The 20,334-nt window shown below is 52.9% G+C and carries 21 protein-coding genes and 1 pseudogene; 13 read left to right on the forward strand and 9 right to left on the reverse strand.

Annotated elements, in window-relative coordinates; genetic code table 11:
- The first annotated feature begins 92 nt into the window (after positions 1–92).
- Positions 93–1,073, forward strand: a complete 981-nt coding sequence (locus CMR03_RS07425) for a Gfo/Idh/MocA family protein (RefSeq protein WP_096011211.1) — start codon at positions 93–95, stop codon at positions 1,071–1,073.
- Positions 1,074–1,332: 259 nt separating this feature from the next.
- Positions 1,333–2,301 (forward strand): TerC family protein, encoded by a 969-nt coding sequence (locus CMR03_RS07430; protein WP_063877335.1) that lies wholly within the window; start codon positions 1,333–1,335, stop codon positions 2,299–2,301.
- Between the two features lie 244 nt (positions 2,302–2,545).
- On the opposite strand, the gene CMR03_RS07435 is transcribed toward CMR03_RS07430, so the two are convergent.
- The 8 genes and pseudogenes from CMR03_RS07435 to uxaC all read right to left on the reverse strand — a co-directional run bounded on the left by CMR03_RS07435 (position 2,546) and on the right by uxaC (position 11,596).
- The gene (locus CMR03_RS07435; RefSeq protein ID WP_063877336.1) at positions 2,546–3,541 is read right to left on the reverse strand and encodes a LacI family DNA-binding transcriptional regulator; all 996 of its coding nucleotides are present in this window, start codon (positions 3,539–3,541) and stop codon (positions 2,546–2,548) included.
- Between the two features lie 60 nt (positions 3,542–3,601).
- Positions 3,602–3,907, reverse strand: coding sequence for a PTS lactose/cellobiose transporter subunit IIA (locus CMR03_RS07440; RefSeq protein WP_063877337.1), 306 nt, complete (start codon positions 3,905–3,907; stop codon positions 3,602–3,604).
- Between the two features lie 21 nt (positions 3,908–3,928).
- Positions 3,929–5,218, reverse strand: coding sequence for a PTS sugar transporter subunit IIC (locus CMR03_RS07445; protein ID WP_063877338.1), 1,290 nt, complete (start codon positions 5,216–5,218; stop codon positions 3,929–3,931).
- A gap of 27 nt (positions 5,219–5,245) precedes the next feature.
- Positions 5,246–5,551, reverse strand: a complete 306-nt coding sequence (locus tag CMR03_RS07450) for a PTS sugar transporter subunit IIB (RefSeq protein ID WP_096011212.1) — start codon at positions 5,549–5,551, stop codon at positions 5,246–5,248.
- A gap of 21 nt (positions 5,552–5,572) precedes the next feature.
- Complete coding sequence (locus CMR03_RS07455; protein ID WP_158087017.1) at positions 5,573–6,733, reverse strand: mandelate racemase/muconate lactonizing enzyme family protein; 1,161 nt, start codon at positions 6,731–6,733, stop codon at positions 5,573–5,575.
- Between the two features lie 503 nt (positions 6,734–7,236).
- Positions 7,237–8,727 carry a UxaA family hydrolase gene (locus CMR03_RS07460; protein WP_096011214.1) on the reverse strand — a complete coding sequence of 497 codons (1,491 nt, stop codon included), beginning with the start codon at positions 8,725–8,727 and terminating at the stop codon, positions 7,237–7,239.
- A gap of 2 nt (positions 8,728–8,729) precedes the next feature.
- A pseudogene (locus CMR03_RS07465) lies at positions 8,730–10,178 on the reverse strand (tagaturonate reductase).
- A gap of 2 nt (positions 10,179–10,180) precedes the next feature.
- Positions 10,181–11,596 carry a glucuronate isomerase gene (gene uxaC, locus CMR03_RS07470; protein ID WP_096011215.1) on the reverse strand — a complete coding sequence of 472 codons (1,416 nt, stop codon included), beginning with the start codon at positions 11,594–11,596 and terminating at the stop codon, positions 10,181–10,183.
- Between the two features lie 399 nt (positions 11,597–11,995).
- On the opposite strand from uxaC, the gene CMR03_RS07475 reads away from it, so the two are divergent.
- The 11 genes from CMR03_RS07475 to CMR03_RS07525 all read left to right on the forward strand — a co-directional run bounded on the left by CMR03_RS07475 (position 11,996) and on the right by CMR03_RS07525 (position 19,254).
- The gene (locus CMR03_RS07475) at positions 11,996–13,300 is read left to right on the forward strand and encodes an MFS transporter (protein WP_063877344.1); all 1,305 of its coding nucleotides are present in this window, start codon (positions 11,996–11,998) and stop codon (positions 13,298–13,300) included.
- A gap of 92 nt (positions 13,301–13,392) precedes the next feature.
- The gene (gene exuR / locus CMR03_RS07480; protein WP_063881033.1) at positions 13,393–14,169 is read left to right on the forward strand and encodes a transcriptional regulator ExuR; all 777 of its coding nucleotides are present in this window, start codon (positions 13,393–13,395) and stop codon (positions 14,167–14,169) included.
- Between the two features lie 312 nt (positions 14,170–14,481).
- Positions 14,482–15,156 (forward strand): DedA family protein, encoded by a 675-nt coding sequence (locus tag CMR03_RS07485; protein ID WP_063877345.1) that lies wholly within the window; start codon positions 14,482–14,484, stop codon positions 15,154–15,156.
- Complete coding sequence (gene mzrA, locus CMR03_RS07490) at positions 15,153–15,500, forward strand: EnvZ/OmpR regulon moderator MzrA (RefSeq protein WP_063877346.1); 348 nt, start codon at positions 15,153–15,155, stop codon at positions 15,498–15,500. The genes CMR03_RS07485 and mzrA overlap by 4 nt, the downstream gene beginning before the upstream one ends.
- A 187-nt stretch (positions 15,501–15,687) precedes the next feature.
- Positions 15,688–16,062, forward strand: coding sequence for a DUF1090 domain-containing protein (locus CMR03_RS07495; protein WP_063877347.1), 375 nt, complete (start codon positions 15,688–15,690; stop codon positions 16,060–16,062).
- 35 nt (positions 16,063–16,097) lie between these two features.
- Positions 16,098–16,403: an ElaB/YgaM/YqjD family protein gene (locus CMR03_RS07500; protein ID WP_014604934.1), complete on the forward strand. Its 306-nt coding sequence runs from the start codon at positions 16,098–16,100 to the stop codon at positions 16,401–16,403.
- A gap of 2 nt (positions 16,404–16,405) precedes the next feature.
- Complete coding sequence (locus tag CMR03_RS07505; RefSeq protein WP_172823880.1) at positions 16,406–16,801, forward strand: phage holin family protein; 396 nt, start codon at positions 16,406–16,408, stop codon at positions 16,799–16,801.
- Complete coding sequence (locus CMR03_RS07510; RefSeq protein WP_063877348.1) at positions 16,801–17,085, forward strand: YqjK-like family protein; 285 nt, start codon at positions 16,801–16,803, stop codon at positions 17,083–17,085. Before CMR03_RS07505 ends, CMR03_RS07510 begins: the two co-directional genes overlap by 1 nt.
- Before the next feature lie 205 nt (positions 17,086–17,290).
- On the forward strand, positions 17,291–17,701 hold the full coding sequence (locus CMR03_RS07515) for a DoxX family protein (protein WP_063881035.1): 411 nt from the start codon (positions 17,291–17,293) through the stop codon (positions 17,699–17,701).
- A 234-nt stretch (positions 17,702–17,935) separates the two neighbouring features.
- A complete protein-coding gene (locus CMR03_RS07520; protein ID WP_096011216.1) occupies positions 17,936–18,496 on the forward strand; it encodes a cytochrome b/b6 domain-containing protein in 561 nt (186 codons plus the stop codon).
- Between the two features lie 65 nt (positions 18,497–18,561).
- Positions 18,562–19,254, forward strand: a complete 693-nt coding sequence (locus CMR03_RS07525; protein WP_096011217.1) for a VIT1/CCC1 transporter family protein — start codon at positions 18,562–18,564, stop codon at positions 19,252–19,254.
- A 25-nt stretch (positions 19,255–19,279) separates the two neighbouring features.
- Here the strand turns inward: CMR03_RS07525 and CMR03_RS07530 are convergent, their stop codons facing one another.
- Entirely contained in the window at positions 19,280–20,200 is a 921-nt protein-coding gene (locus CMR03_RS07530; protein WP_096011218.1) for a formyltransferase family protein, read from the reverse strand.
- Between the last annotated feature and the right edge of the window lie 134 nt (positions 20,201–20,334).

Consider the following 20,334-nt stretch of genomic DNA (forward strand, 5'->3'; position numbering starts at 1 on the left):
TATTGGAATGGAGATCTCAGGATCAACGTCTGGCGTTGCTTGCCCGGTTTCAGATGCTACTCTGCGGTTTTTACACATGCAGGAGGCTAACTGTGATTCGCTTTGCCATTGTGGGAACCAACTGGATTACGCGTCAGTTTATTGATGCCGCACATGAAACCGGCCACATGACACTCTGTGCCGTCTATTCGCGCAGCCCAGAGCAGGCGGAAGCATTCCGTCATGACTATCCCTGCGACCATCTCTTTACGTCACTGGAGGCCATGGCCGCCAGTCCTGACATCGACGCCGTGTATATCGCCAGCCCCAACGCACTGCATTGCCAGCAGGCCATGCTGTTTATGTCACAGGGCAAACACGTCATTTGCGAAAAGCCGCTGGCCTCCAATCTGCAAGAGGTTGAGGCGATGATCGCCTGCGCCTTTAGTCATCAGGTGGTGCTGTTCGAAGCCTTTAAAACCGCCAGCTTACCGAACTTTATTCAACTGCAACAGGGGCTGCCAAAGCTTGGCACACTCCGCAAAGCGCTGCTGAACTATTGCCAGTACTCCTCTCGTTATCCCCGTTACCTGAACGGCGAGCATCCCAACACCTTCGATCCCCGCTGGTCAAACGGGTCCATTATGGATATTGGCTACTATTGTCTGGCGACGGCCGTCACGCTGTGGGGCGAACCCCAGCAGGTTTTTGCCTCTGCCAGCCTGCTGGAAAGCGGCGTCGATGCGCACGGCACGGTGATCCTGAATTATGGTCAGTTTGATGTGACTATTTTGCATTCCAAGGTGAGTGACGCCATGCTGGACAGTGAAATCCAGGGCGAAGTCGGATCGCTGGTGGTTAACCGGATCGCCGAGTGCCAGTCAGTGACCTTTATTCCGCGTGAAGGGGATAAACAGAATCTAAGCCAGCCGCAGCATATCAACACGATGCTGTATGAAGCGCAGACCTTTGTGCGGCTGGTTGAACAGCGTCACGTCAGCCATCCGGCACTGGAGATTTCCCGCAGCGTCGCCAGATTACTGACCGAGATTCGACGCCAGACGGGCGTTGTTTTCCCGGCCGATCGGCCCTGAATGTAAATATTTCAAAATATGACATTCATCGATTGATTCCTGACCACCAGGCACGTAACTTACCCGCTTGCAAAGGGGAGTAACTTGTAAGCTGATTGATCGTCACTACGTTGCGCACGCATCCGGTCATCAGGCAACCCAGAATCGATTCCTGAGTTGTAAGTGAGACCTTGCCGGAAGGCGAGGTTTGCTTACACTGAATAAGCGGCTGACGTCTTCTGACTTCAGCCGTTTTTTTATTTTTAGACAGGATACGATGATGCAAACTGTAGGTACGCCACTCCTCTGGGGCAGTTTTGCGGTTGTAGTGCTTATCATGCTGGCGATTGACCTGTTCTTACAGGGCCGTCGCGGTTCGCAAACCATGACCTTTAAACAGGCTGCCGTCTGGTCACTGATTTGGGTGTCCGTCTCGCTCCTGTTCAGCGCCGCGTTTTGGTGGTATCTGGAAGGCACCGCCGGACGCGAAGTGGCCACCAGCCAAACCCTGGCCTTTCTGACCGGCTACGTGCTGGAAAAATCCCTCGCGGTCGATAACGTCTTTGTCTGGCTGATGCTGTTCAGCTACTTCTCTGTGCCTGCCAACCTGCAACGGCGCGTGCTGATTTACGGTGTATTAGGCGCTATCGTGCTGCGTACCATCATGATCTTCGCGGGTAGCTGGCTGGTCACGCAGTTTAGCTGGGTCCTGTATATCTTCGGTGCCTTCCTGCTGTTTACCGGTATCAAAATGGCGATGGCAAAAGAGGATGATGCGGCGGTGGGCGACAAACCGGTGGTGCGCTGGCTGCGTAAACATCTGCGCATGACCGACACGCTGGAAGGGGAGAAATTCTTTACCCGTAAGAACGGCGTGCTGTTTGCGACACCGCTGCTGCTGGTGCTGATCATGGTCGAATTAAGTGATGTGATCTTTGCCGTCGACAGTATCCCGGCAATCTTTGCCGTCACCACCGATCCCTTTATCGTTCTGACCTCAAACCTGTTTGCGATTCTGGGTCTGCGCGCCATGTACTTCCTGCTGTCTAACGTGGCAGAACGCTTCTCGATGCTGAAATATGGCCTGGCGCTCGTACTGGTGTTTATCGGTATCAAGATGCTGATTGTCGATATTTATCATATTCCGGTAGCGATATCCCTGGGCGTGGTGGGCGTGATTCTTGGCTCCACCCTGGTAATCAATGCCTGGGTGAATCACAAGAACGATAAGAAGCGGCTTAACCAGTAATAGTGCATCCCCGCCCGCAAAGGCGGGGATGTTTCTTCGTCCGCGACAAAAAGTGGATAACCAGAATGCTTCACCACCTGTCACCGCGTTTCCAGCAGAATGAAGTCAGTGTGAACGCGCTGTCGTTCTCTTTAATCGCGGCGGTGTAAGGTGTGACTGAAGGCGGTTACGGCCCGGATGAAGGCTGCGCTTCTGGTGTGATGAACCTGCGCCGAAACGTTAAAGGCCGTGGCTACGGGCAGGTTTATGCGTCGCAATGACGGATTGAATCACCGGGAACGAAAGAGTGGGAAAACGCTTTTGGCCGGATGATGTAGCCTCTGTTCTGGAGCCTGCTCAGCACTTCGCTCACGCCGTATTCAGCCATTTCTTTGACCGGATAAATAACGCTCTCAATTTGCGGGCCGAGATATTGGGTCAGTCCAAAGCTATCGAACGCGATAACCGACATAGTATCGGGCACACTTCTTCCCAGCGTTTTTAATGCTCTCAAACCGCCGGCACAGGATCGCTCACCACAGTAAACAAGGGCGGTAATCTCAGGATGGCGCGTGACCAGTTCAAGCGTGGCCTGCTCGCCAAAGGCCTGATCGTAGCTACCGGACAGAACATAGCGGGTATCCCATGACGGATTGACCGTGCGTATCGCATCGGCACAGCCTTTTACACGAGCGATGGCACTGCGACGCGATTCTGGCCCCCCGACGACGGCAATATAACGGTGTCCGGCAGTGATCAGCTTTTGTGTTGCTTCAAACGCGGCGTCGTAGTGCCCAAACGACACGCCCGCGATGACCGAGGTTTCCGCAGCATCAAGAAGTGCAACGGGTTTGTCCTGGGTGTAATGCGTTATTTTGTCGTCGGCCAGATGGCGAATATAAAGCAGGAAACCATCACAGTTAATCTCATTAAGCTTGCGTAATGCGTTCTCTTCTTCTGTGGCATCCGCACTTTCTAACACCATCAGCATCTTACCGTTGGCATTCACCTGCTTGTGCACCGCACTCATCACTGAACCAAAAAAACCAGAGATGTTATCTGGCACCAGCATCCCTATCACCCCGCTACTTTTACTAACCAGCGAGCGGGCGCTCAAATTTGGCGTATAGCTCAGCGTCCTGATTGCGTTTTCCACACGAACGCGGGTTTCTTCTTTTACTTTTTCAGGCTCATTCAGAACCCGGGTAACCGTAACCCGGGAGACATTCGCAAGTCTTGCAACATCAACTATCGTGCTCATGGTGATCCACTATGAATAAAGCAGTAATGGTGAAGAAACCCGGGTTCATCGTACGGAGAATCAGGACTTATTTCTATACATTTCAATCATTTCTTTAATCAGTTCATTCGCCAGCATGGCCGTCATTAAATGGTCTTGCGCATGAACCATGACCAGCGTAACAGGGACTTTCCCTTCGCCCTCATCTAATCCAATTAATTGGGTTTGTATGGCGTGTGCCCGTCCCGCTGCCTCTTTTGAACGCATCAGCGCGGCATCGCACGCCTGCCATTCATGACGTTTTGCATGCTGTAACGCCATCATCGCTTCGCTCTTACTTTCTCCGGCGTTCGTAATGATTTCCATAACGACCAGTTCAATATTCATTTTTAATTATCCCAGGTGGTATTAACACGTCGTTTCAGTTTCCTGAGCGAGTAACTGTTTTTCATAGGCTTTGAAAAACGGTAACCAGATCAGGCATGAAATCGCAAAATTAGTCAGCACAAGTATGATCGGCCCGACAGCCCATCCGGCGGCCCAGGGGGCACCTAATAAAGCCGGTGTGGTCCAGGGAACGATAGATATCGGTTTATCCACAAATCCCGACGCCAGCGCAAACCATGCCACAGTGGCATTGATAAGTGGGGCACCGACAAACGGAATCAGCATGACGGGATTCATAATAATCGGCGAACCAAATATCACCGGTTCGTTAATATTAAAGAAGGAGGGCACAATACTTAGCTTGCCGATAGAACGTAAATGTGAAGAACGGCTGCGGATATACATCATGACCAGTGCCAGCGTTGAACCACATCCGCCGATAACGATGTAAAACCGCCAGAACGGATCGACAAAGCTGTTTGGCAGTGCCTGCCCCATTTCAAGCGCCAGTTGATTGGCGGCGATATTTGCCAGCCAAAAAGGTTGCAATAAATTTGTGACAATAGCTGCACCATGAATCCCACAAAACCACAGCAGATGCGAGAGCAGTACACAAATCAGAACGGCGGTCAGGCTGTCTGAGGCGGTGACCAGGGGTTTAAAAACCGCCATGATAAGCTCGGGCAATAACATGCCGGAAACGTGTTGCAGCAGAAGTGAAAGCGGATAAAGGGTCGCGATCATAATCAACACGGGAACCAGCAGTTCAAACGACTGTGCTATTTTTTCTGGTACCTGCTCCGGCAAGCGAATAGTGAAATTTTTCGCTTTCAGGAGTCGCATTAACTCGATGGAATAGATTGAGGTTAATAGCGCCGTAAAGATCCCCGTTCCGCCCATATACATGGCGGGAATATTTCCGTTAGTGAAAGGTGCAGCGACAATCAGAAATGAACACAATGAAAGTAGCCCGCCCATTAATGGACTGAGTTTATAGCCCTGTGCCAGGTTATAGCCAATCCCCACGGCGACATAGATCGTCATGATGCCCATCGTCATGCGAAAAGGCAGCATGATCGCTTCTTTATGGTTGGTGGCAAATTCCAGCCACATTTGCCCGAAAGCAAAGGTCGTGTCCCGGGAAAAAGGCGGAAAGGCCAGTATCATCAGAAAGCTGCCCACAATCATAAATGGCATGGCAGAGATAAACCCATCACGCACAGCCAGCACGTGTCGCTGCCCACCGATTTTACCTGCGACAGGCGCTATCTTCTTTTCAATCATTGAAATAATAACATCATACATTTTCATGAGTTACTTCCTCATATTGGCGTACGTTTAGCCAAGTAATTCGAGCGCAAACTTTAATACGTTGTCACCCTTCATCATTCCGTAATCCATTGGATTAATAGCTTCTACTTTTTTATTTTTTTCGGCGGCTATTTTCCTGAATTCCTCAAGTTTATATCGCACCTGAGGCCCCAACAGGCAGAGATCATAGGTTTCAATGCTTTCGTTAAATTTCTCCAGTGGAAAGGCCTCGATTTCAATATCGATGTTTTGCTCAGCGGCAGACGCCTTCATTTTTTTTACGAGCATAGAGGTGCTCATGCCCGCATTGCAGCAAAGAAAGATTCTTTTCATTTTATTCATCCTGATGGTTAATTATTTAAATTTATATTGTTGGAAATTTGATAAATAGTTTTTATCGAGTTCAACGCCCAAGCCGGGATTCATCTCTTCAACGACAAAGTGACCGTGTTTAACGTTATGTTCAAGCGCCTCCTGGACAACCCGATAACGTTCATCCTGCCAGTAAGGAAACCATTCCTGAATTTGAACATTGGTGGTACAGATATCAAATTGCACACAGGCAGCCGTTAAAACTGGGCCAGAAGCATTATGTGGCTGGATGGCAATTTGATAGGTTTCTGCAAAGGCAGCGATTTTTTTCATTTCGGTAAAACCGCCTGCCAGTCCCATATCGGGCTGAATCAGTTCGAAGATACGGTTTTCAATGAAAGGCGCAAAATCATAACGGGTATATAAACGCTCACCGCCGGCCAGCGGAATATCCACCTTGAGTTTGACTTCTGCTGAGGCGTTTATCAGCAGCGTATCGGTCGGTTCTTCGTAAAAATAAGGAGAGAACGCTTCCAGTTGTTTCCCCCATTTAACCGCGTCGGACACATTCAGGCAGCCATGAAGATCGAGCATGATATCAATGTCATCGCCAACGGCTTCACGCACCGCTTTAACCCTTGCGATGGCCATATTTCCCCATGCTTTGCTGACGGGACGATCGGGCGTAGACTTTTCTCCCGTTGGCGACATTTTAAAGGGATCAAATTTCAGCCCTTTATAGCCCTCGTTTACCACCCGCAGCGCCCGTTCAGCGAACTCTTCTGGTCGCCAGGCATCGAAATACCAGTGGTTTGCATAGAGCGGAATCCTGTCACGGCATTTTCCCCCCAACAGTTGGTAAACCGGCAGATTGAGTGCCTTACCTTTGATATCCCACAGGGCGATATCGATTGCACTCATCGCGCCATATATCGCCAGCGATCGGCCGCGCGCCCAGTAGGACTTATCAAAACACTGTTGGAAAATCAGTTCTGAATCAAAAGGTGAGCGGCCTGTAAGGTAAGTCTTTGTCAGCGACTCAAGCACGGGAATAACGGACTTGGCACCGACGCCGTAGCTCATCGCGACTTCGCCGATACCGGAAATCCCTTCGTCCGTTTCAATCTCCACGATAATCAGGTTATGACCCGGTTGCCGGGCGCGAAGATCGACGTCATAAACGTTTAAACCGGTTATTTTCATATTATCCTCCCTGTTTTTCATTATGTGCACGTGCACATCATTAATCAACCAGCAGTCTGCGATCGAGATCTCACAATAAGATGAAATGTGCACGTGCACACCCAGCAGGATGAAAGTCGTTTCGGCTGTAAAATCTGTCGCCGTTAAAAAGACGGGTCAGGTGAGCGCCTGCCGTTAATTTTGCGAGTGAAGCCCGCTAAACCGGACAGACAGAATCCACAGGAGAAAAGTGAGCAGGCAGGTTCGTAGATTGTGCCGCTTAGCGTGGGTGGCTTTCAGGCATCTCTCTTATGGGATGCACGAAGACGGCGTCAGTGACCCGTTGCGGGCGAGGAGAAAAACGTATTGAAGTCTGTTTAGCGGCCTAAGCCTATGGATCACAAGATATGAGGCCCAGGCAGCCTGCTATACGAAATCCATGCGGCCCAGTTCATGCGTAACCTGATGTCAGTCGGCGCGGTTGCGTCATAAAACTAAGGGCGGCAGCCATGCCGCCCTTCCGTTTACAGCGTCACGCCGCTTTTAAAAATAGCCAGTTCACGAAAATCATTTTTTTCATTGTTGGTTAACTGCCCGTTGGCAATCGCCACAATGGTGTCAACAAAGTCGGCTAACAGCGCGTCCATGCTCATACCATCGAGCAGTCTTCCGGCGTTAAAATCAATCCAGTGCGGTTTCTTTTCAGCCAGCGGCGTATTGGTGGCCAGCTTGACCGTGGGGACAAATCCGCCGTACGGCGTGCCGCGCCCGGTGCTGAACAGCACCATATGACAGCCCGCACCCGCCAGCGCACTGGTCGCCACCGCATCGTTCCCCGGCGCGCTCAACAGGTTAAGGCCCGGTGCGGTGAGACGTTCGCCATACTTGAGTACGTCCACCACCTGACTTTGCCCCGCTTTTTGTGTACAGCCGAGTGACTTCTCTTCCAGCGTGGTAATACCGCCTGCTTTATTACCCGGTGACGGGTTTTCATAGATGGGCTGATGATGATCGATAAAGTACTGTTTGAAGTCGTTAATCATCGACACGGTTTTGTCGAAGGTGGCCCGATCCCGGCAACGGCCCATCAGAATACGTTCGGCACCAAACATTTCAGGCACTTCCGTCAGCACCGTTGTCCCGCCGTTGGCGATCATCTGATCGGAAAAGCGGCCCAGCAGCGGATTGGCCGTAATGCCCGAAAATCCATCAGAGCCGCCACATTCCAGACCGAACTTAAGCTCGCTGAGTGTGCCCGGTGAACGGCGGTCGTGACGCATTTTTTCATAGAGCGCATGCAGCCGTTCCAGTCCGGCTTCGACTTCATCGTCATGTTGCTGGCACACCATAAACTCAACGCGATCGCTTTCAAATGCGCCCAGCGTTTCACGAAACACATCCACCTGATTGTTCTCGCAGCCCAGGCCTATCACTAATACCGCGCCCGCATTCGGATGGCGAACCATGTTTTGTAGCATGGTGCGGGTGTTGTCATGATCCTGCCCTAACTGCGAACAGCCAAAGGTGTGACTAAACAGAAAAGCGCCGTCTGTACCGGCTGCATCCTGCGTCTCCTTCAGAAAGCGCTGTAAAATCTGTCGCGCAATCCCGTTTACGCAGCCTACGGTCGGTAAGATCCACAGCTCGTTGCGGATGCCGACCTCACCATTGGCACGGCGGTAAAGCTGCACCTCACGGTCGCCCGGCTGGGTGGTTAAAGCCATCTGCTCAGGCACATAGTCGTAGTGATCAAGGTCACTGAGATTGGTGCGGGCATTGTGGGAATGAATCAGCTCCCCTGCCCCAACGGCCTGAGTCGCATGCGCAATCGGCAACCCATATTTTATGATCAACTCGTCTTTGCCGATGGCGCGCAAGGCAAACTTGTGCCCCCGTCCCACGTCCTGAAGCAACGTGACGGGCTGGGCGGCGAGTTCAATCGTGGTGTCGGCTTCCATATCATGCAACGCCACGGCAACATTGTCCTGCGGATGAATTTTTATGGCGTCTTGCATGGTTATCTCCGTTGGCTCAGCGCGTCACGTATACCGTGCGCGAGGATGCGTTGCAGGTGCTGGCTGACCGTTTCGGCCAGGCCGGGTTGCTGTGTTAAATCTTGTCCCCAGTGCTGAGCATCACTTAATACGCGACTGACCAACGCTAAAGGCGAGATTTGCTCTGCCGCCACGGCGGCCCAGCCCTCTGAGTAGCGTTCCAGCCAGTGCGGCTCATCCTGCAGAGGCCAGCTTTTATCCGCCGATTCCCCGCGATAAAACGCAATCAGGGCTGCCAGCGCAAACGTCAGGTGCTGTGGCCACTGCCCTGTTTTCGCATGCGACATCAGCAAAGGTTGCAACAAACGTGTACGGAACTTGGTCATGCTGTTCAGGGCGATGGAAAGCAGTGCATGGCGAATAAACGGATTGCGGAAGCGGCGCAACACCGCGTCGGCAAAAGCGTTGAGCTCATCGGCTGGCAGATCCAACGTGGGAATAATCTCTTTGCGCAGCAGCGCATCGACATAAGCAGATATTTGCTCATCGTCCATCGCCTCTCCTACGCTCTCAAGCCCCGCAAGACAGGCGACCGGCACCATTGCGGTGTGGGCACCGTTCAGAATGGCCACCTTTTGGGCTTTGTACGGGGCGATATCGTCAACGTGGCGGACCTGCGGCGTCAGTGCGGCAAGCTTCAGTTCGTCAAACAGCGCCGTGGGTCCCTGAAGCACAAACTGGTAATAGACTTCCCCGGCCACCAGAAAACGGTCCTGGTACCCCAGTTGATCTTCAAGCGCGGCGCTGTCGGACGGAAAGCCGGTCACAATCCGATCCACCAGCGTGTTATAGAACGCACAGCACGTATCAACCCAGCGTTGAAACGCCTGGGGCAGTTGTCAGAGATCGGCATAGCGCAGCACCAGAGTGCGCAGCATATCGCCATTGTGATCGACCAACTCACAAGGCACGATGAGCCAGCCTTTCTCTTTATTCCCTGCGAAATGCTGGTAACGCGCCCAAAGCAGTTGCGTCAGCTTGCCCGGAAAGCTGGATGCAGGCCGATCGCTTAACCGATCGGTTTCGGTAAATGCGATGCCGGCTTCGGTGGTATTGGAGAACACAAACCGCATCTCGGGCTGATGAGCCAGCGCCATAAAATCGTCAAACTGCTGGTAAGGCTGAATCTCACGGTTCAGGCTGCGGATCAGGCGGCTTTCGCTCACCTGTTCCCCCTGTGCGTTCAGCCCGCGAATCAGCGTGGTATACAGACCGTCCTGCTGATTCAGATTGTCGCTGACGTCGCGATTACGCGGCCTGACCACCACCACACCGGCGTCTGTGCCCTGATGTTCATTGAGCCAGTCAAGTTGCCAGTCGATAAAGGCACGCAGAAAGTTACCTTCACCGAACTGAATCACGCGATCGTGGTAGACCGCGCCGGGAAAGTCGTGGCGGTTCAGCCGCTTCATGGTCAGGCTCCCAGCTCAATGCCAAAATAGTCACGGGCATTGTTGAAGCAAATGTTTTGTACCATCTGGCCCAACAGCGCTTCATCTGCAGGCGCTTCGCCCTGTTCGACCCAGCGGCCAATCATCTGGCACAGCAGCCGACGGAAATATTCATGACGGGTATAAGAAAGGAAGCTGCGGCTGTCGGTTAACATCCCGACGAAGCGGCTCAGCAGGCCAATTTGCGCCAGCTGCGTCATCTGGCGCTGCATGCCATCCAGTTGATCGTTAAACCACCAGGCGGAACCAAACTGCATTTTCCCTGCCTGGCCCTCGCCCTGGAAATTTCCGGCCATGGTTGCCAGCACTTCATTATCCCGCGGATTCAGACAGTAGAGGACAGTTTTAGGCAAGGCGTTATTGAGGTTTTGCGCGCCAAGTAAGCGGGCCAGAGGTTCGGCAACAGGCTGATCGTTGATGGAGTCAAAGCCCACATCTGCGCCCAGCAGCTGGAACTGGCGTTGGTTGGTATTGCGCAACGCTCCAATATGGTACTGCTGCACCCATCCACGACGAGCATATTCCCCACCAAGCCATACCAGCACTGCGGTTTTAAACTGGGCGATAGCCTGCGCATCCGGCTTTGCGCCGCCGCGACGATGCGCCAGAATGCTGTCCAGCGTGGTTTCATCCGCATCGGCATAACACACCACATCCAGCGCATGGTCGGAAATCTTGCAGCCGTGTGCCGCAAAGTGATCCAGACGTTTGCTCAGCGCCTGACGTAAATCATCAAAGCGCTGCACGCTGATATCGGTCAGGCTTTCCAGTTTTTCAATCCACGGCAGGAAGGTGTCGGCTTCGATATTAAAGGCTTTGTCCGGACGCCAGCTTGGCAGCACCTTTACCTTGAAGCTGCTGTCTTCTGCCAGTACGCGGTGATGTGTCAGATCGTCCAGCGGATCGTCGGTGGTCCCGACCATCTTAACGTTCATCTGCTGCATGATGCCGCGCGCAGTGAAATCGTCCTGCGCCAGTAAATCGTTGCAGCGCTGCCAGATCTCATCGGCCGTTTTTTCGGACAGCAGCACGCCGGTAATGCCAAAGGGACGACGTAATTCCAGATGCGTCCAGTGATAAAGCGGATTGCCGATGGTTTGCGGTACCGTTCGCGCCCAGGCATTGAATTTATCCCGATCGCTGGCGTCGCCAGTGCACAGCGCCTCTGCCACACCGTTAGCCCGCATGGCCCGCCACTTATAGTGATCGCCTTTCAGCCAGATATCGTAAAGGTTGGCAAAACGATAGTTTTCAGCAATCTGCTGCGGCGGTAAATGGCAGTGATAATCGTAGACGGGCTGATCTTTGGCGTAGCCGTGATAAAGACGACGGGCGAACTCAGTGTCCAGCAAAAAATCCTCGGTCATGAAACGCGACATACAAAGCTTCCTTATGGGATTACCCCTGAATGACTCAAAGTTATCATACCAATTTTGGCTGACTGCAGGTTTTTTTACGACTCAGGTCACATTTAAGCAAGATGATCACATCCCATATGGACCTTATTGTCGCCTGCAGCGCGCTAACTGGCTGTGATCTCATCTGTTTGCAGTATCCCACAAGCTATTGCGGGTTTTTGTGATGGCTTTCAACTTTTAAAGTTGTATAACAAGTTAGGCTCTCGCTTTACCGCAAGGTAACAAATTTCTTACACAAGGCAAGGCAGATAACGGTCGCTGGTGCAGGACCGGCGGGCGTGAGCAGAGCTGTATCACGAGATGTCCCGCTCCAGATAACAACAGCGGTAAGACCGCACAAACAACTGGAAGAGGTACAGAATGCGTAAGATCAAAGGATTACGCTGGTATATGATTGGCCTGGTCACGCTCGGAACGGTGCTCGGCTATCTGACGCGTAACACGATTGCCGTGGCAGCGCCAACGCTACAAACAGAACTGCATATCACCACCCAGCAGTACTCCTATATTGTGGCGGCGTACTCTGCCTGCTACACCGTAATGCAGCCTGTAGCGGGTTATGTTCTTGATTTATTAGGTACCAAAGTGGGCTATGCGGTATTTGCTGTACTGTGGGCGATCTTTTGCGCCGCGACAGCGCTGGCGGGAAGCTGGGGCGGTCTGGCGTTGGCACGCGGTGCAGTGGGTGCCGCAGAAGCGGCGATGATCCCTGCCGGACTCAAAGCCAGTAGCGAGTGGTTCCCCGCTAAAGAGCGCTCCGTGGCGGTAGGCTACTTTAACGTCGGCTCGTCAATCGGTGCGATGCTGGCGCCTCCCCTGGTGGTCTGGGCGATTGTCGCGCACAGCTGGCAGATGGCGTTCATTATCTCGGGCGTGCTGAGCATGATTTGGGCGCTCTGCTGGCTGGTGTTTTATAAACATCCTAAGCAACAGAAAAAGCTGAGTGAAGAAGAGCGCCACTACATCATCTCCGGTCAGGAGCTTCAGCATCAAACCGGCAACAGCACCAAAATGTCGGCACTGCAGATTCTGCGTAATCGTCAGTTCTGGGGGATCGCCCTGCCACGTTTCCTGGCAGAACCCGCATGGGGCACCTTTAACGCCTGGATTCCGCTTTTTATGTTTAAGGTTTATGGTTTCAACCTTAAAGAGATCGCGCTTTTTGCCTGGATGCCGATGCTGTTTGCTGACTTTGGTTGTATCCTGGGCGGCTACCTGCCACCGCTGTTTCAGCGCTGGTTTGGGGTTAACCTGATTGTGTCACGCAAAATGGTGGTCACCATGGGTGCCGTTTTGATGATAGGTCCAGGCACCATCGGTTTATTTACCAGCCCTTATATTGCTATCGCGCTGCTGTGCGTCGGCGGCTTTGCCCACCAGGCGCTGTCTGGTGCGCTGATTACCCTGTCTTCCGATGTGTTTGGCCGTAACGAAGTTGCCACCGCCAACGGCCTGACCGGCATGGCAGCCTGGACAGCCAGTACCCTGTTTGCGCTGGTCGTCGGTGCGTTGGCCGATACATTAGGCTTTAGCCCCCTGTTTGCCGCGCTGGCCGTGTTCGATTTGCTGGGCGCCATCGTCATCTGGACAGTGCTAAAAAATCAGCCCATATCTGAGCTTCAGACACCACCTTCTCCTTCTGCGGCTGCGACGGTACGTAGCTAATCCTGCGGGCTGGCCTGCGCCAGCCCTTTTCATCTCTTACCGCAAAGTGGTATAACAACTTATCTTATCTGATCGTTACCTTGGACGGTGTCATGGACCTCACTGAATCTCGTCGACTTTATCAACAGCTGGCCAGCGAGTTAAAACGCCGCATTGAAAACGGGGTTTATCAGGTGGGTGAGAAACTGCCCGCAGAACGCCTGATCGCTGAAGAGATGGAAGTCAGCCGCACGGTGGTGCGCGAAGCCATTATTATGCTGGAAGTCGAAGGCTACGTTGAGGTGCGCAAAGGGTCGGGCATTCATGTCATTTCCAGCCAGCAGCAAAACCGGGTTGCCGAAAGCAGCAGCCAGTTAGAGTTTGCCGCCTTTGGGCCTTTCGAGCTGTTGCAGGCCCGCCAGCTTATCGAAAGTAACGTGGCAGAGTTCGCGGCAACCCAGGTGACGCGCAAAGATATCGTCGATTTAATGGCGATTCAGGAGAAAGCCCGTCAGGAGGACCATTTCAGGGATTCGGAATGGGATATGAAATTCCACGTTCGCATCGCCCAGTCGACGCAAAACAGCGCCCTGGCCGCGATTGTAGAAAAGATGTGGCTGCACCGCTTGCACAATCCCTACTGGCTTAAGCTGCATGAGCATATCGATCAGCGCAGTATCGTAAGCTGGTGTGACGATCACGATCAGATTCTGAAAGCCTTAATACGCAAAGATCCCGCCGCCAGTAAGCTGGCAATGTGGCAACATCTCGAAAATACCAAGCAGATGTTATTTAACGCCACCGCCGACGATTTTGAGTTCAACGTCGACCGTTACATGTTTAGCGAAAATCCGGTTGTGCTTCCGGATGCAGACACGATTCCGCGTTAACCTGACTTAATAACAGTCAGTTAATCTGCAATAGTGTCAGGACATGTAAAACTCCTTTTTACATCGTGATACAGAGGGTAAAACTCCTGTTCGTTTAGGAGTAGTTCTGTCTCCGATGCATGATTTTTGTTACAGTTATCACCCTTTTCTTACCTTTTGCGATAAGGGCTTATCAAATCGCTGATTTAACAATCAGTTCTGGAAGGATCCAGAAACGCTTGCTCAGACGACGCTCTCAAAATATATAACAAATGTCAGTCTGCGCTGAGGTCCCTGTGGGACATGATTAACGATGATGTTCAGGAACGATTGATGGAAATTTTGCAAGCGCTGCTGCATGCCTTGTGGCAACAGGATTATGAAACGCTTTCTGATCCAACGCTGGTATGGGCGATTTACGGCGTTTTATTTATGATCCTTTTTCTGGAAAACGGCTTATTGCCTGCCGCTTTTCTGCCTGGCGACAGCTTGCTGATTCTGGTGGGCGTGCTGATTGCCAAAGGGACCATGGGCTTCCCGCTGACCATTCTGGTCCTCACGACCGGTGCCAGCCTGGGGTGCTGGGTCAGCTATATTCAGGGCCGCTGGCTGGGGAACACGCCGACGGTTCAAAACTGGTTATCGCACCTTCCTGCCCGCTATCATCAGCGCGCCCATAATCTGTTTCACCGCCACGGCTTATCGGCACTGCTGATTGGTCGTTTTATTGCTTTTGTGCGCACCCTGCTGCCGACGATTGCCGGGCTTTCTGGTTTAAGTAATGCCCGTTTCCAGTTTTTTAACTGGATGAGCGGCTTCTTATGGGTCGTCATCCTTACCGTCCTGGGCTTTGCCTTAGGTAAAACCCCCATCTTCCGCCGTTACGAAGATGAACTGATGTTTTTCCTGATGATGTTGCCGTTGGCGTTACTGGTGATTGGGCTGGTAGGCTCGCTGATTGTGCTGTGGCGTAAGCGCCGGGCAAACCAGCGTGGTGAGGGCTCATGAAACTGTTACAGGTCATTCCTAAACGCTGGCTTCCCTGGTTAATTGGTGGCGCATTTGCGCTGATTGCTATCAGCATGGTGCCCAACCTGATGCGTCATGAAAACGTGGTACAGATTCGCGTTTCACATGCAGGTGCGCCGATGCCCGATGGCTTCTATCTGTATCAACAGCTGAGCGCTCAGGGCATTCGTATCAAAAGCATCACGCCCTCTGGCGATGCGCTGATTATCCATTTTGATAATGAAGAGCAGAGTCTGGCCGCGCAGAAAGTGCTGCGTCGCCTGCTGCCAGAGGGGTTTATCGTCGCTCAACACGACCCGATGCCTCACCTTTCTCTCGCCTAGTCCGTATTCCTTTCTTATCGCTCATCTCACCGACAAGGTGTGCTGAGCGTTTTTCTGTATATCGGTGATCTTTGGACTTTTTCCACCTGATGTCTATGCTTAAACTAAGGCTGGTTATCAACGCAGTGCGGAATGCTTGTGCACCGCGTTGAATTAAGTCAGGCAACAATGGAAGGTACAAAGCCTAATGAAACACAAATTACTGCTGGGAATGGTGCTGTTTTCTCTTTCAGGCTCGTTGATGGCAGCACAGTCGCTGTGTCAGCAAAAAGAGCAGGATATTCAGCGCGAAATCGAGATGGCTCAGAAGCATAACAACCAGCGCCGTGTAAACGGCCTGGAGCGCGCCCTGACCGAAGTGCGGGCAGGATGTACCGATAAAAAGCTTAAAGCCTCACATCTGGAAAAAATTAACGCTCAGAAGCAGAAAGTGGCTGAGCGTGAGCGCGAACTCAAGGAAGAGCGCGACGAAGGTCATGACAAGGACAAGATTGCGAAACGCGAACACAAGCTGGAAGAAGCACGCCAGGAGCTTAAGAAGTTACAGGCGGAGCCCTATTAATCGGATTCAATCTACTGATGTTAAAGGAGTATTTTATGTCTAAAGACACATCATCGGAATATTTGCGTGCTGAACTGAAAAACCTGGCGGATACGCTGGAAGAAGTCCTGAGCAGCGGAACTGAAAAATCAAAAGGTGAACTGGATAAACTCCGTCACAAAGCGCGCGTTGCGCTGGACAGCTCCCGCGAGCGTTTAGGTGAATCCGGTGAGCGCCTGGCGGCCACCACGCGTGAAGCCGCACAAAAAGCGGATGGTTACGTGCGTGACAACCCATGGCACGGCGTAGGTATCGGTGCGGCGATTGGCGTTGCCATCGGTATGCTGATCTCGCGTCGTTAATCATGACGGATTCACAGCAGAACCACGGACCGGCCAAAGGGGTCATCAACATTGGTCAGCGTATTGTTACCACGCTGGTCAGTATGGTCGAAACACGCGTTCGTCTTGCAGTGGTCGAGCTGGAAGAAGAGAAGGCCAATCTGATCCAGATGCTGTTGATGCTTGGCCTGACCATGCTTTTCACTGCTTTTGGCCTGATGAGCCTGATGGTGCTGATTATCTGGGCAGTTGATGCGCAGTACCGTTTAATGGCCATTGCCATCACCACCGGCGTGCTGTTCTTGCTGGCGCTGATCTTTGGGCTATGGACACTGCGTAAGTCACGTCAGTCCACGCTATTGCGCCATACGCGCAAAGAACTGGCTAACGATCGTGATCTGCTCGAGGATAACCACTAATGAGTTGCCGTGAGCGTCAAGCGCGCATCGATGAACTGCTAAAGCAGGTTCAGCAGCAACGCCTGGATCTGAGCGCGGCGCGGCGTGGCTGGCTGGAGATCACGGCCTCTTACGACCGTGGCTGGTTTACGTTTTTAAGTTTGAAACGTTATCTGGCCATTGGCAGTAGTGCGTTAGCCATTTATTCCATTCGCAGCCCTAATCGCCTGCTCCGCTGGGCGAAACGGGGCTTCGGTCTGTGGAGTACGTGGCGCATGGTGAAATCCGCTCTTCCCCCGCGTTGAATCCCCCAAAGCCAGCCCGATTGCGGCTGGCTTTTGCTTTTTATCAAATTTACTGAATAACATCGACAGTTTATATTGCTTACAACTGTAACCCCTCGCTACTATCATCTCCAGCTATCAGCCCGGCTAATCGCCATCATGCGGTTAACGGGAATATTCACTGCGGGCAGCGTCGCCTTGCAAACTTTTAGCATTGGAGCTTATGATGAAAAAATTCGAAGACAGTGGTTTGTTGGCCGCCCGTATCCTGATGACTATCCTGTTTATCGTTTCTGGCTGGGGCAAAATTACCGGTTATGCTGGCACTCAGCAGTACATGGAAGCGATGGGCGTGCCGGGTTTCATACTGCCACTGGTTATTCTGCTGGAGTTTGGCGGCGGCCTGGCCATTATGTTTGGCTTCCTGACCCGCTTTACTGCGCTGTTTACCGCTGGCTTTACTATTCTGACCGCGTTTCTGTTTCACAGTAACTTCGCAGAAGGCGTTAACCAGCTGATGTTCATGAAAAACCTGTCTATCGCAGGGGGCTTCCTGGTGTTAGGTTTAGTGGGTCCTGGTGCGTACAGTATTGACCGCCTGATCGGCAAAAAACCACAGGGTGCTCTGGCGCGCTAACTGACGCCCGACGCCTCGCGTTATCTGAACGCACCGGGTGCTTTCTTCCGGTGCGTTTTTTTATGCCCTTCCCCTGCCAAATTGCCCTCACTGGACCGCCCGAACAGATAACATGCTGTCTTACGCGCGCAGATTTTCTGGTTGAGCGGGATAACACCTCCGCGCCCTGCTTAAGGTAAGCCTAATCTACTCATGGAAATATAGCGTTCCGTCTCTCTTCTTTTTGGCAACGCTATGAAAGTGTCTTATGGTCAGTGGCTTCCCCATCACGATGCGCCCTTTTTTCGACGGCTTCATCTTTTGGTCGCCGTGCTGATCCTTTCGCAGATCATTAATTCCAATTTCACCGCACGTGAAGCGCTCGGCGGGCATAGCCTGGAGACGCTGATAACCTGGCTACATATTCTCTCAGGACTGTTGCTGATCGCTGCGGGCGGTATCATGCTCATCTGGATGCGGGTTCAGCGGGGTTTTCGCTGGTACTTCGCCTGGCTCATGCTGGATTTTCGGGGTATTCGAAACGATGTCGTACAGCTGACCGGCCTGAAACTCCCCCAGGCACATGGCGGTGGCATAGCCGCGACGGTGCAAGGCCTGGGGGTTATCGCGTTGATCGCGGTCGCCTGTTCTGGTGGGCTATGGTTTTTATTTAACAGTACGTCGCTCGCCACACCTGATTTGACGCGTAAGGTATTGCACTGGCATAAATTCCTGACCACCTTTGTAGAGATTTATTTTTACAGCCATGGCGCGATGGGCGTGCTTCATATCCTGCTATCCCGCTATGAAAAATAGCAAAGGACATGCATGCAGGCTGTCGCCCTCCTTGTTAAACGAATCGCTTATCACTGGAAGACCGGATGCTACATAGTGAATCACACAAAATTGCACACGCCGGATGGCTGCGGGCCGCCGTGCTGGGCGCGAATGATGGCATCGTATCCACCGCCAGCCTGCTGGCCGGGGTGGTTTCTGCCAGCAGTAGCCATCATAACGTGTTGCTCGCCGGGCTGGCAGGCATCGTCGGAGGGGCGATGTCGATGGCAACGGGAGAATACGTCTCGGTGTCCTCACAGTCCGATACAGAAAAAGCGTCTCTGCTGCAGGAAAAAGCCGAACTGGAGGCCGATTTTGCGGCTGAAACCATGGAGCTTGCGGCTATTTACAGGGCGCGCGGCCTGTCTCCTGAGCTGGCACATCAGGTGGCAGAGCAACTGATGGCCCATGATGCGTTGGCCGCGCACGCCAGAGATGAACTGGGCATCACGGCCTTCAGCAGCGCGAAACCGCTTCAGGCCGCCCTGTTTTCAGCAATCAGTTTCGCATCAGGCAGTATTTTACCGTTCGCCATCGCGATGCTCATCACCGGGCCTTTCGCCTTACCCGCCATTGCGGCCTCGGCGCTCCTGGCGCTGGCGCTGCTTGGCGCGACGGCGGCCCGGGCCGGGGACGCGCCAGTAAGAAAAAGCGTCACGCGGATTTGCTTCTGGAGCCTGTTGGCGATGGGCCTGTCTGCATCAGTAGGTTATCTTTGCGGACAGGCGCTCGGATAATCGCCTGACGCAGCATTTGACGCCTTCAGCGCGTCAAATGCTGCCCGACAATCAGCCCGAGCTGGCCTGCCAGCGTGCTGCCTGGGACGGATTCGCCGCCCACAGACTGCCCCTGCAGAATCTCAAGTTGCCCCTGCCCACAGCCAATAACCAACGGATTGACTGAAACCACCTCACCAGGCTGACTGACGTTATCCGCCTCAATAACCCGGCTTTCCCAGACGGTAAATCGTTGTGACCCATTAACGCTGAAAGCCCCAGGCCAGGGGAATGCCAGCGCACGAATCAGATTATGGTTATCGCTGGCGCTGTCGTGCCAGTTGAGTTGTCCGTCTTCCGGTTTACGGCTTCCAAAACAGCTGGCTGCGCGTTCGTCCTGGGGGATTTCAGCGAGTTGGCCCGCCACCAGCGCCTTGAGCCAGCCCGGTAGCATCTCCCCGGTGGTCGCGACTAATCGGGTATGCAGCGCCAGGGCATTGTCCTGCGGATGAATGTCAACGGCCTTCTGCGCCAGAATCGGACCGGCATCAGGGCGTTTGATCATACGGTGCAGCGTGACGCCGGTTTGCGTCTCCCCTTTGATAATCACCCAGTTGAGATGGGCGCGGCCACGGTAAGCAGGCAATAAGGCAGCATGCACGTTATAAGCCCCTTTTTTTACCGACGACAGAATGGCCTCGCTGAGCACCTGACGGTAGGAAAAGCAGAACAGGTAGTCCGCCTCAAAGTCGGCAATCCGGGCTTGCCATTCCGCGGTGTTGACATCCTCTGTGATAAAAACCGGGATGTTGTAACCTTCAGCCAGGCGGGCGACAGAACCGTAAAACTGCGTACCGGCAGCGGGGTCCGCATGGGTAAACAAGGCACTGACCGTGAAACCGGCATCCATTAATGCCTTCAGGCCGGTACAGGCCATTTCGTGATAACCAAAGAGCACCGCTTTCATTACGCTTTCCTTCTTTTATTGCCTCTTCCAACGGGACAGGCGTGCTGGACGGCTTATCGGGTTCAGGCCGAAGAGGGGCCAATCATAAGGTATTCTGTCCTCAAATACGCCTCTGACGCGTTTGCCATATAGCC

It is taken from the genome of Pantoea allii, from assembly GCF_002307475.1.
Classification (GTDB): Bacteria; Pseudomonadota; Gammaproteobacteria; order Enterobacterales; family Enterobacteriaceae; genus Pantoea; species Pantoea allii.

Coding starts and splice junctions, on each gene's coding strand:
- CMR03_RS07430 (WP_063877335.1), top strand. CDS start 1,333: ATGCAAACTGTAGGTACGCCACTCCTCTGGGGCAGTTTTGCGGTTGTA.
- CMR03_RS07435 (WP_063877336.1), bottom strand. CDS start 3,541: ATGAGCACGATAGTTGATGTTGCAAGACTTGCGAATGTCTCCCGGGTT.
- CMR03_RS07440 (WP_063877337.1), bottom strand. CDS start 3,907: ATGAATATTGAACTGGTCGTTATGGAAATCATTACGAACGCCGGAGAA.
- CMR03_RS07445 (WP_063877338.1), bottom strand. CDS start 5,218: ATGAAAATGTATGATGTTATTATTTCAATGATTGAAAAGAAGATAGCG.
- CMR03_RS07450 (WP_096011212.1), bottom strand. CDS start 5,551: ATGAAAAGAATCTTTCTTTGCTGCAATGCGGGCATGAGCACCTCTATG.
- CMR03_RS07455 (WP_158087017.1), bottom strand. CDS start 6,733: ATGAAAATAACCGGTTTAAACGTTTATGACGTCGATCTTCGCGCCCGG.
- CMR03_RS07460 (WP_096011214.1), bottom strand. CDS start 8,727: ATGCAAGACGCCATAAAAATTCATCCGCAGGACAATGTTGCCGTGGCG.
- uxaC (WP_096011215.1), bottom strand. CDS start 11,596: ATGTCGCGTTTCATGACCGAGGATTTTTTGCTGGACACTGAGTTCGCC.
- CMR03_RS07475 (WP_063877344.1), top strand. CDS start 11,996: ATGCGTAAGATCAAAGGATTACGCTGGTATATGATTGGCCTGGTCACG.
- exuR (WP_063881033.1), top strand. CDS start 13,393: ATGGACCTCACTGAATCTCGTCGACTTTATCAACAGCTGGCCAGCGAG.
- CMR03_RS07485 (WP_063877345.1), top strand. CDS start 14,482: ATGGAAATTTTGCAAGCGCTGCTGCATGCCTTGTGGCAACAGGATTAT.
- mzrA (WP_063877346.1), top strand. CDS start 15,153: ATGAAACTGTTACAGGTCATTCCTAAACGCTGGCTTCCCTGGTTAATT.
- CMR03_RS07495 (WP_063877347.1), top strand. CDS start 15,688: ATGAAACACAAATTACTGCTGGGAATGGTGCTGTTTTCTCTTTCAGGC.
- CMR03_RS07500 (WP_014604934.1), top strand. CDS start 16,098: ATGTCTAAAGACACATCATCGGAATATTTGCGTGCTGAACTGAAAAAC.
- CMR03_RS07505 (WP_172823880.1), top strand. CDS start 16,406: ATGACGGATTCACAGCAGAACCACGGACCGGCCAAAGGGGTCATCAAC.
- CMR03_RS07510 (WP_063877348.1), top strand. CDS start 16,801: ATGAGTTGCCGTGAGCGTCAAGCGCGCATCGATGAACTGCTAAAGCAG.
- CMR03_RS07515 (WP_063881035.1), top strand. CDS start 17,291: ATGAAAAAATTCGAAGACAGTGGTTTGTTGGCCGCCCGTATCCTGATG.
- CMR03_RS07520 (WP_096011216.1), top strand. CDS start 17,936: ATGAAAGTGTCTTATGGTCAGTGGCTTCCCCATCACGATGCGCCCTTT.
- CMR03_RS07525 (WP_096011217.1), top strand. CDS start 18,562: ATGCTACATAGTGAATCACACAAAATTGCACACGCCGGATGGCTGCGG.
- CMR03_RS07530 (WP_096011218.1), bottom strand. CDS start 20,200: ATGAAAGCGGTGCTCTTTGGTTATCACGAAATGGCCTGTACCGGCCTG.